Origin of the sequence: Cellulomonas iranensis NBRC 101100 = JCM 18110 (assembly GCF_001552375.1) — a bacterium.
In the GTDB taxonomy this organism is placed as follows: domain Bacteria; phylum Actinomycetota; class Actinomycetes; order Actinomycetales; family Cellulomonadaceae; genus Cellulomonas; species Cellulomonas iranensis.
The window spans coordinates 1-8,715 of the sequence record NZ_BCRB01000115.1 but is presented as its reverse complement, the minus strand read 5'-3'; the positions used below and the strand labels follow the sequence as shown (position 1 = coordinate 8,715).

10 protein-coding genes are annotated in these 8,715 nt (G+C 74.4%); all 10 read left to right on the top strand.

The genetic code is table 11. The features are described from left to right. Positions 1-1,088, top strand: a 1,088-nt coding sequence (locus CS2_RS19175) for a hypothetical protein (RefSeq protein WP_217997403.1), incomplete at its 5' end; no start/stop codon positions are given. A gap of 124 nt (positions 1,089-1,212) precedes the next feature. Next, on the top strand, positions 1,213-2,406 hold the full coding sequence (locus tag CS2_RS16685; protein WP_046530107.1) for a flagellin N-terminal helical domain-containing protein: 1,194 nt from the start codon (positions 1,213-1,215) through the stop codon (positions 2,404-2,406). A 170-nt stretch (positions 2,407-2,576) separates the two neighbouring features. Beyond that, positions 2,577-3,953, top strand: a complete 1,377-nt coding sequence (gene fliD / locus CS2_RS16680) for a flagellar filament capping protein FliD (protein ID WP_046530108.1) — start codon at positions 2,577-2,579, stop codon at positions 3,951-3,953. Positions 3,954-3,967: 14 nt separating this feature from the next. Continuing rightward, positions 3,968-4,387, top strand: a complete 420-nt coding sequence (locus CS2_RS16675; RefSeq protein WP_070320822.1) for a flagellar export chaperone FliS — start codon at positions 3,968-3,970, stop codon at positions 4,385-4,387. A gap of 6 nt (positions 4,388-4,393) precedes the next feature. Then, positions 4,394-4,759, top strand: coding sequence for a hypothetical protein (locus CS2_RS16670; RefSeq protein WP_046530110.1), 366 nt, complete (start codon positions 4,394-4,396; stop codon positions 4,757-4,759). 179 nt (positions 4,760-4,938) lie between these two features. After that, the gene (locus CS2_RS16665) at positions 4,939-5,283 is read left to right on the top strand and encodes a flagellar basal body rod protein FlgB (RefSeq protein ID WP_046531129.1); all 345 of its coding nucleotides are present in this window, start codon (positions 4,939-4,941) and stop codon (positions 5,281-5,283) included. Further along, entirely contained in the window at positions 5,280-5,678 is a 399-nt protein-coding gene (locus tag CS2_RS16660) for a flagellar basal body rod protein FlgC (RefSeq protein WP_070320821.1), read from the top strand. Before CS2_RS16665 ends, CS2_RS16660 begins: the two co-directional genes overlap by 4 nt. After that, complete coding sequence (gene fliE, locus CS2_RS16655; RefSeq protein WP_070320820.1) at positions 5,678-6,004, top strand: flagellar hook-basal body complex protein FliE; 327 nt, start codon at positions 5,678-5,680, stop codon at positions 6,002-6,004. Before CS2_RS16660 ends, fliE begins: the two co-directional genes overlap by 1 nt. Continuing rightward, positions 6,004-7,608 carry a flagellar basal-body MS-ring/collar protein FliF gene (fliF, locus tag CS2_RS16650; RefSeq protein ID WP_070320819.1) on the top strand — a complete coding sequence of 535 codons (1,605 nt, stop codon included), beginning with the start codon at positions 6,004-6,006 and terminating at the stop codon, positions 7,606-7,608. The genes fliE and fliF overlap by 1 nt, the downstream gene beginning before the upstream one ends. Next, positions 7,605-8,603 carry a flagellar motor switch protein FliG gene (fliG, locus tag CS2_RS16645; RefSeq protein ID WP_046530113.1) on the top strand — a complete coding sequence of 333 codons (999 nt, stop codon included), beginning with the start codon at positions 7,605-7,607 and terminating at the stop codon, positions 8,601-8,603. Before fliF ends, fliG begins: the two co-directional genes overlap by 4 nt. The last annotated feature ends 112 nt before the right edge of the window (positions 8,604-8,715 follow it).

Sequence of the window (8,715 nt, the reverse complement as noted above, 5' to 3'; positions counted from 1 at the left end):
CCCGCCTGCGGCGGGCGACGGGCGTCGCCCTCGTGCACGTCGGCTACCGCCCCGACGTCCTGGCCGCCAAGGACAAGGGGGCGCGCAACGTGCGCATCGCACGCGCCGCGCTCGACGCCGCGCTCGCCGCGGACGCGGCCCCGGCCGTCGTCGCCGCGCGCCGCGCGAACCTCGCGCGCTCGCTCATGCTCGACGCCGAGCTCCCCGAGGCCCTCGCGACCGCGCACGCCGCGCACGCGTCCGGCCTGCTGACGCCCGCCGAGGCGGTCCAGCTCGCGCGCGCCATGGTGGACGCCGCGACGGCCGTCGAGGACGACGCGGCGCGCGAGCACTGGTTCGCGGTGTGGGCCGAGAACGCGGGCACCGCGGCCTGGGTCGACGCCGCGCGCGCACGCCTGGCCGCCCGGCGCGGCGACGCCGAGGCCGCGCTCGAGGCGCTGCGCCGCGTGCCGACCACCGCGGTGGACGCCATGGGCCTGCGGTTCGACAAGTACGCGCACACCGCGCCGTGGGCCTGGGCGCTCGCGCAGCTCGGGCGGCGCCGCGAGGCGCTGCGCGTCGTCGTGGAGGCCGTCGGGCGCGGCCACGTCGCGGTCTCGCCCACGGGGCTGCTCGACCTGTTCGACCGCGCGCAGGTGCTCGAGGTGCTCGCCGCGGTGCGCGACGACGAGTGGCACGTGTACGTGCACACGTGCGTGCAGCAGGTGCTCGCCGCACCCGACGGCGCACCGCGCTCGCGCGCGTTCCTCCTGCTGCTCAACGAGGCGCGCCCGCGCGACCTGCGCACCGCGGTCGCGTGCGGCCACGTCGCGCGGCGGCTCTCGCTCGAGGAGGCCGCGACGTGGGCCGCGTCGCTGCGCACGCACGGCCTGGCCGAGCTCTGCCCGCTCGTGGTCATCGCGTGCGACCCCGCGTGCGACCCGCGGCAGCGCGCTCTCGCGGGCGCGCTCGCCTGGGACGTCTACCGGGACCCGCGCGGGCGGGACGGCCTCGCCGACGCGCTGCCGCTCGTCGCGCCCGAGCACGAGGCCGAGCTGCTCGACCAGCTCGACGTGCTGGCCCCCGGCCTCGTCGGCCGCGCGGGCTGACGCCCGCGGCGGGCGCCGCGAGATTCCTGCACCGGAGTCCTCAGCACCCGCCCCGCGCCTCCGATAGGCGGGACGTGCCCACGGATGGGCTGGCAACGACCCGACTTCAGGAGGAATGAGAACCATGGGTCTCTCGATCAACACGAACGTCGCGGCGCTCAACGCGTACCGCAACCTCGGCACCACCCAGGGCGACCTCTCCAAGTCGCTCGAGAAGCTGTCGTCCGGCCTGCGGATCAACCGCGCCGCCGACGACGCGGCGGGTCTGGCCATCTCCGAGGGCCTGCGCGCCCAGATCGGTGGCACCAAGCAGGCCGTCCGCAACGCCCAGGACGGCATCTCGGTCGTCCAGACCGCTGAGGGTGCGCTCACCGAGACGCACTCGATCCTGCAGCGCATGCGCACGCTGTCGGTGCAGGCGGCGAACGACGGCGGTCTGTCGACCTCCGCGAAGACGAACATCCAGGACGAGATCGGCCAGCTGAAGGACGAGCTCACCCGGATCGCCGACACCACGCAGTTCAACGGGCGCAAGCTGCTCGACGGCTCGTACGACGGCCGCTTCCAGGTCGGCGCCAACACGGGCGAGCGCATCGACGTCAAGATCGGCACCGCGGTCGACGCGTCCGGCCTCGGCGTCAACGGCGTGGACGTCACCAAGCTCGCGGCGGGCATCGCCACGGCCGGCGCCACGGCGGCCGGTGCGGCGACGACGGGCGCGGTCGGCACGGCCGGCTCGTTCGAGCTCGCGGGCGACTTCACCAAGTCGGAGACGTTCGACACGCTCAACGGCACCGTGAACTACGGCGGCAAGAGCATCGACCTGTCGACGATCGAGTTCAAGGCGGGTGCGGACGCCACCGAGCGCCTGGCCGCCCTGACCGGCGCCATCGAGGCCAAGCTCGGCACCGGCATCACGGTCGCCGCCGCGGGCACCACGGGCCTGACCTTCACGGGTTCGGCCGCCGCGACCGCCGCCACGCAGGCCGAGGTCGACGAGAACAACGCCGCCACGAAGATCAGCTTCACGCAGGCCAGCGGCGCGGACCTCGCGATCAAGGACATCGACAAGGCGATCGGCTCGGTCTCCAAGCTGCGCTCGCAGCTCGGTGCCGTGCAGAACCGGTTCGACCACACCATCAACAACCTCAACGTCGCGGTCGAGAACCTGTCGGCGTCGGAGAGCCGGATCCGTGACACGGACATGGCGCAGGAGATGGTGTCGTTCACCCGCTCGCAGATCCTCTCGCAGGCGGGCACCGCGATGCTCGCGCAGGCGAAGAACCTGCCGCAGTCGGTGCTCTCGCTCCTGCAGTGAGGTACCCGGTCGCCGTGAGGTGACCACCAGCACGACCCTCGACCGGCGGTGGGTGGACGACCGTCCCCCCACCGCCGGTCGGCACATCGGCACCGACCGTCCCGGCGGGCGCCGGCGGGCACGCAGGTGCCGGCAGCACGTGACGGCACGGCACAGCGGAGGACGCGGACATGGCGGCGATCGACGGGCTCGTCAGCGGCATCAAGACGGGCGAGTACATCGACAGCCTGATCACGCTGCAGAGCGGCCAGCAGAGCCTGCTGGTGCAGAAGAAGTCGACCGCGTCCGCCCTGGTGACGGCGCTCCAGGCGCTCAACACCAAGGTCGCGTCGCTCGCGGAGCACGCCGCGAAGGCGGCCAAGCCCGAGTCCTGGAACGCCGTCAAGGCCGCCGTGACGCAGCCCGGCACCTCGGGCACGCCGGGCGCCTCGGCGACCGTGAGCGCGGGCGCGCAGCTCGGCACGCTGACGTTCCGCGTCGACGCCGTCGCGCAGTCCCAGGCGTCGCTCGTGGCGCTGCCCACGACGTTCGCGTCCGAGAAGCCGTCGTTCACGATCACGCGCGGCGGCGAGACCGTCACGGTGACGGCCGACTCGACGTCGGTCCCGGACATCGTCGAGGCGTTCAACGGCGCGGGCACCGGGGTGCGGGCCACGGCCGTCAAGGTCGACAAGCTCGACGTCGACGGCAACCCGACGGGCGAGTCGACCTACCGGCTCCAGGTCACCGGCACCGAGACCGGCGGGCGCAACGCGTTCACGATCGCCCACGACGGCGGGAACCTCGCGCTCGACACCGTGCGCGAGGCGCGCGACGCCGCGATCACGCTGTTCCCCGGGACGCCCGGCGCGCAGCGGCTCACGTCGCCCACGAACACGATCACCGGCGTCCTCACGGGCGTCGACCTCACCGTCACGGCCGAGACCGCCGCCGACGCCAAGCCGCTGACGCTCGACCTCACGCGCGACGACTCGACCGTGAAGTCGCTCGCCTCGGGCCTCGTCGCGAACCTCAACGTCGTGCTCTCCGAGATCGCGTCGCGCACCAAGTCCACGACGTCGACGTCGGAGGACGGGCGCACCGTGGTGTCGGGCGGGCTGTTCGCCGGCGACGCGGGCGTGCGGATGCTGCAGCAGAACATGCTCGCGCTCGGGTCGATGCCGGTCGACGGCGTCTCGCCGGCCGACGTCGGCATCGTCATCCAGAAGGACGGCACCTTCACGTTCGACGACGCCGTGTACACGGCGGCCGCCGCGAAGGACCCGGACAAGGTCGCCGCGGTCGTGCAGGGCGTCGCGGCGCGCCTGTCGGAGGCCGCGAAGACGGCGTCCGACAGCAAGGAAGGCACGATCACCACCGCGATCACGGGGCACCAGGACGCGGTCAAGGACCTCACCGAGCGCATCACGGCGTGGGACGAGCGGCTCGCCGCCCGGCGCGTCGGGCTCGAGCGGATGTACGCGTCGCTCGAGAAGACGCTCGCGCGCATGAACTCGCAGGCGAGCTACCTGTCGAGCTACCTCGCCAACGACCAGAAGCAGAGCTGACCACCGGAGGGACCATGTTCGACGCACGGAGCCGGTACGTCGCCGCCGCGGTGCAGACCGCGAGCCCCGCCCGGCTGCTCACGATGCTCGTCGACCGCCTCGTGCTCGACGTCGAGCGGGGCGCGCACGCGCTCACCACGGGCCGTCGCGCCGACGCGACGCAGCACCTCGCGCACGCGCAGGACATCGTGACCGAGCTGGCCGCGAGCCTCGACGTCGAGGCGTGGGACGGCGGCGAGCAGCTGCTCGCGATCTACACATGGCTCATGACGGAGCTGCTGGCGGCGTCGACGAGCGGCGACGCCGCGCGCGTCGACGGCTGCCGCGGCATCGTCGCCGAGCTCGCGCGCACGTGGCACGAGGCGTCGGACGCGGTCTCCGCGACGGCCGCCCCCGCGGCGCCCGCGCCCAGCGGCCTGCTCGGCGTGGGCTGAGCCGTCGTGACCACCGCCGCGCCCCCGGCGCCCCCCGCCCCGCGGCCCGACGAGGCCGTGTTCCACGCGTCGTGGGAGCAGGCGCTCGCCGACCTCGAGCTCGAGGTCGAGCACGCCGAGGAGCTGCTGCGCGTCGCGCACCTGCCGACGCCGCAGGAGGTCGCCGAGCGCACCGCGTGGCACCCGCCCGCCGGGCTCGGCCCGCTGCCCGCACCGCTCCTGGACCGAGCGCGCACGCTGCACGCGCGGCAGCTCGACGTCGCCCACCGGCTCGCCGAGCAGGCCGCGGTCTCGCGCCGTCACCTGGCGGCGACCAGCGCGCTGCGCGCGCGTCCGGCCGCGGCGCCCGTCTACCTCGACCTCGAGGGCTGACCGCCCGCCCGCCCCGCGCCGCGAGTGCGCCGGACGGGTGACGTCGCAGGTCGCGCCGCTCGACTCCTCACACCCCGGCCCGGGCGGTCGATGGGGCGGGTGAGCACGGATCGCTCGCGCAGCAGGCCACGGATCGGCCGACCACGTACCACGCCGTCGGTGAGGTGGCCCGCATGGGCATGTTCGACTCCGTGAGCGTCCGCGCGCTCGACAGCGCGCTGGACGCCCTCGCGTTGCGCCAGCGCGTCAGCGCGGACAACGTCGCCAACCTGCAGACCCCCGGGTACCGCGCGCAGCGCGTCCAGTTCGAGGACGAGCTCGCGAGCGCGGTCCGGCGCGGCGACGGCGCGGCGACCGGCACGGTCGCGCGCTCGCTCGAGCCCACGCGCCTCGACGGCAACAACGTCAACCTCGACACCGAGACGCTCCTGCAGATCGACACCAACCTGCGCTACCAGCTGGCGACGCAGGCGATGTCGGGGACGTTCTCGTCGATCCGCACCGCGATGAGGACCAACGGATGACCATCTTCGGGGCCATCGGCGTGGCCGGGACCGGCATGACCGTCACGCGCAAGTGGATGGACGCCGTGGGCGACAACATCGCCAACGCGAACACCGTGACCGCGACCAGCGAGGAGGCGTTCCGCACGCGGTACGTCATCGCGCAGGAGATGACCGGCGGCGACGGCGGCGTGCAGGTCGCGGGCGTGCAGCTCGGCAGCGCCGAGGGGCGGCTCGTGCACGACCCGGACCACCCGCTCGCGGACGCGAACGGGTACGTGCGCCACCCCGACGTGGACATGTCCTCGCAGATGACGCAGCTGATCATGGCGCAGCGCGGCTACCAGGCGAACGCCGCCGTCGTGACGCGCGCGACCGAGTCCTACCAGGCCGCGCTGCAGATCGGGCGGAGCTGATGAGCGCCTACGCGGTCGCCCCCGTCCAGGGCGTCACCTCGACCCTGCCCACCGCGGGCCTCGGCGCCGTCGGCGCGGCGGGGGCCGCGGGTGCGCCGGCCGCCGACCCGTCGGTGTTCGCGGGCGTGCTCGGCCAGGTCGAGCAGGTCCAGCAGCTGCAGTCGACGTCGCAGGACCTCGCGGTGCGCGCCGTGACCGGTGACCTCGACGACGTGCACGACTACACGATCGCCGCCGCGCGCTCGTCGCTCGCGCTCGAGCTCACCGCGGCCGTGCGCAACAAGGCCGTCGAGGCCTTCACCGAGATCATGAGGATGCAGGTCTGATGCCCGCTCAGGTGCAGGACGCGTGGGGCCGGGTCACGGCCGCGGTCCGTCAGCTCTCGCTCGCGCAGCGCACGTTCGCCGTCATCGCGGTGGCGGCGCTCGTGCTCGGCGCGGTCGCGCTGAGCAGCTGGATGTCGAAGCCGACGCTCGTGCCGCTGTTCTCCGGCCTGTCGGGTGCCGACGCGAGCGCCGTGGTCGACCAGCTCACGTCCGCGGGCGTGCAGTACGAGCTCACGGACGGCGGCGGCACCGTGCTGGTGCCCGCGTCCGCGGTGTACGAGCAGCGCGTCAAGCTCGCGGCGGCGGGCCTGCCGGCCGACGCCGACGGCGCGGGCTACTCGCTGCTCGACAAGATGCCGATGACGGCGTCGGAGTTCCAGCAGGAGAAGACGTACCGGCGCGCGCTCGAGGGCGAGCTCGCGCGCACCGTCGGCGCGATCGACGGCGTCGACGCCGCCACCGTGCGGCTCGCGATCCCCGAGGAGACCGTGTTCGTCGCGGCGAAGAGCGACCCGACCGCGTCGGTGTTCGTCCGCACGCGCCCGGGCCGCGAGCTCACGGCGGACCAGGTGCAGGCCATCACGCACCTGGTGTCCGCGGGCGTCGAGGGCATGCAGCCGGCCGACGTCGCGGTCGTCGACGCGAGCGGCGCCGTGCTGTCGTCCGTCGGCGACAGCGCCGCGAGCGGCGGGCTCACCGACTCGCGCGCGGCCGACTACGAGGCGCGCGTCGGCGGGGCCGTGCAGGCCATGCTCGACCGCCTCGTCGGCCCGGGCAACGCCACGGTCACGGTCAACGCGCAGCTCGACCTGTCGCAGTCCGAGCGGACCACCGAGGAGTTCTCGGCGACGCCCGACACGCCCCCGCTCGCGTCCTCGACGACCACCGAGGAGTACACGGGCACCGGCAACGGCGGCGCGACGGGCGTGCTCGGCCCCGACAACATCGCGGTGCCCGGCGACGGCGCCAACGGCAACGGCACGTACTCCTCGACCAACGAGGACGTCACGAACGCCGTCAACAAGGCCACCGAGACGACCCGCTCGGCGCCCGGCGCGCTGCAGAAGCAGTCCGTGTCGGTGCTGGTCGACCAGGCCGCCGCCGGCGGCATCAACATGGCCGACCTGCAGGCCGCCGTCGCGGCCGCCGCGGGCGTCGACACCGAGCGCGGCGACACGCTGTCGGTGCAGCGCATGGCCTTCGACACGACGAGCGCGCAGGCCGCCGAGCAGGCGCTCGCGGCCGCCGACGCGCAGGCCGCCGCGGAGCAGCGCTCCGACATGATCCGGCAGATCGCCGTCGCCGCGGGCATCGTCCTGCTGGTCGTCGTCGTGATGATCGTGCTCGGCCGGCGCTCGCGCCGCGCCCGGCGCGAGGCGCTCGACCTGGGCGAGCTCGACGCCGCGCGCGCGACCGCCGTCGCGCTCCCGCCGATCGAGGGCCCCGCCGAGGACGAGCTGCCGATCCTGCCGCCGCCGCCCGCACCCGTCGCGCCCGACGGCACCGCCGTGCGGCGCGCCGAGATCGCGGCGCTCGCCGACGAGCAGCCCGAGCAGGTCGCCGAGCTGCTGCGCGGCTGGATGACCACCGGGGCGCGGCGATGAGCATCACGGGGCGGCAGAAGGCCGCGCTGCTGCTCGTGCAGCTCGGCAAGGAGCGCGCGGCGCGCGTCATGTCGAAGCTCGACGTCGCCGAGATCGAGGAGCTCACGGCCGAGATCCTGCGCTTCGACCGGGTCGACCAGACGCTGGCCGACGAGGTCGTCGACGAGTTCTACGCGGTCGCCGAGATCGGCCCGGGCGTGGGCGGCGGGCTGGGCTTCGCGCAGCAGCTGCTCGAGGCGTCGGTCGGCAAGGAGCAGGCCGCGGGCATGATCGAGCGTCTGCAGGCGTCGCTCGCGGGCCACTCGTTCGACTTCCTGCAGCAGGCCGACGCGCGGCAGGTCGTGTCGCTGCTCGACGGCGAGCACCCGCAGACCATGGCGCTCGTGCTCGCGCACCTGCGCCCCGACCACGCGTCGGCGATCCTCGCGGGGCTCCCCGAGGACCTGCGCGCGGACGTCGCGCACCGCATCGCCCTCATGGAGCGCGCGTCGCCCGACGTCGTCGCGGTCGTCACCGAGGCGCTGCAGCGCAAGGCGTCCGCGGTGCTCGCGCCGCGCGAGCTCGCGGCCGTGGGCGGCGTGCAGCCGCTCGTCGAGATCATCAACCGCGCCGACCCGGCCACCGAGAAGTCGATCCTCGAGGGCCTCGCCGCGCGCGACGAGGCGCTGGCCGACCAGGTGCGCGCGCTGATGTTCGTGTTCGGCGACGTCGTGCTGCTCGAGGACCGCGCCGTGCAGCTCGTGCTGCGGCAGGTCGAGACGGGCACGCTCGCGCAGGCCCTCAAGGGCTCGGGCCCGGACGTGCGGGACAAGATCCTGCGCAACATGTCGGAGCGCGCGCGGGAGAACCTCGTCGAGGAGATCGACCTGCTCGGCCCGATCCGGCTGTCGCAGGTCGAGGAGGCGCGCGCCGCGATCGTCCAGGTCATCCGTGGCCTGGAGGAGAGCGGGCAGATCGTGGTGCGCCGCGAGGGCGAGGACGAGCTCGTTGCCTGACCTCGACTTCGTGCCGCTGCAGCGCACGCCCGTCGCCGCCGCGCGGTTCGCCGCGCGCCCGGCCACGCACGCGCCCGAGCGCCCCGCGGAGCCCGCCGGCGTCCGCGCGGTC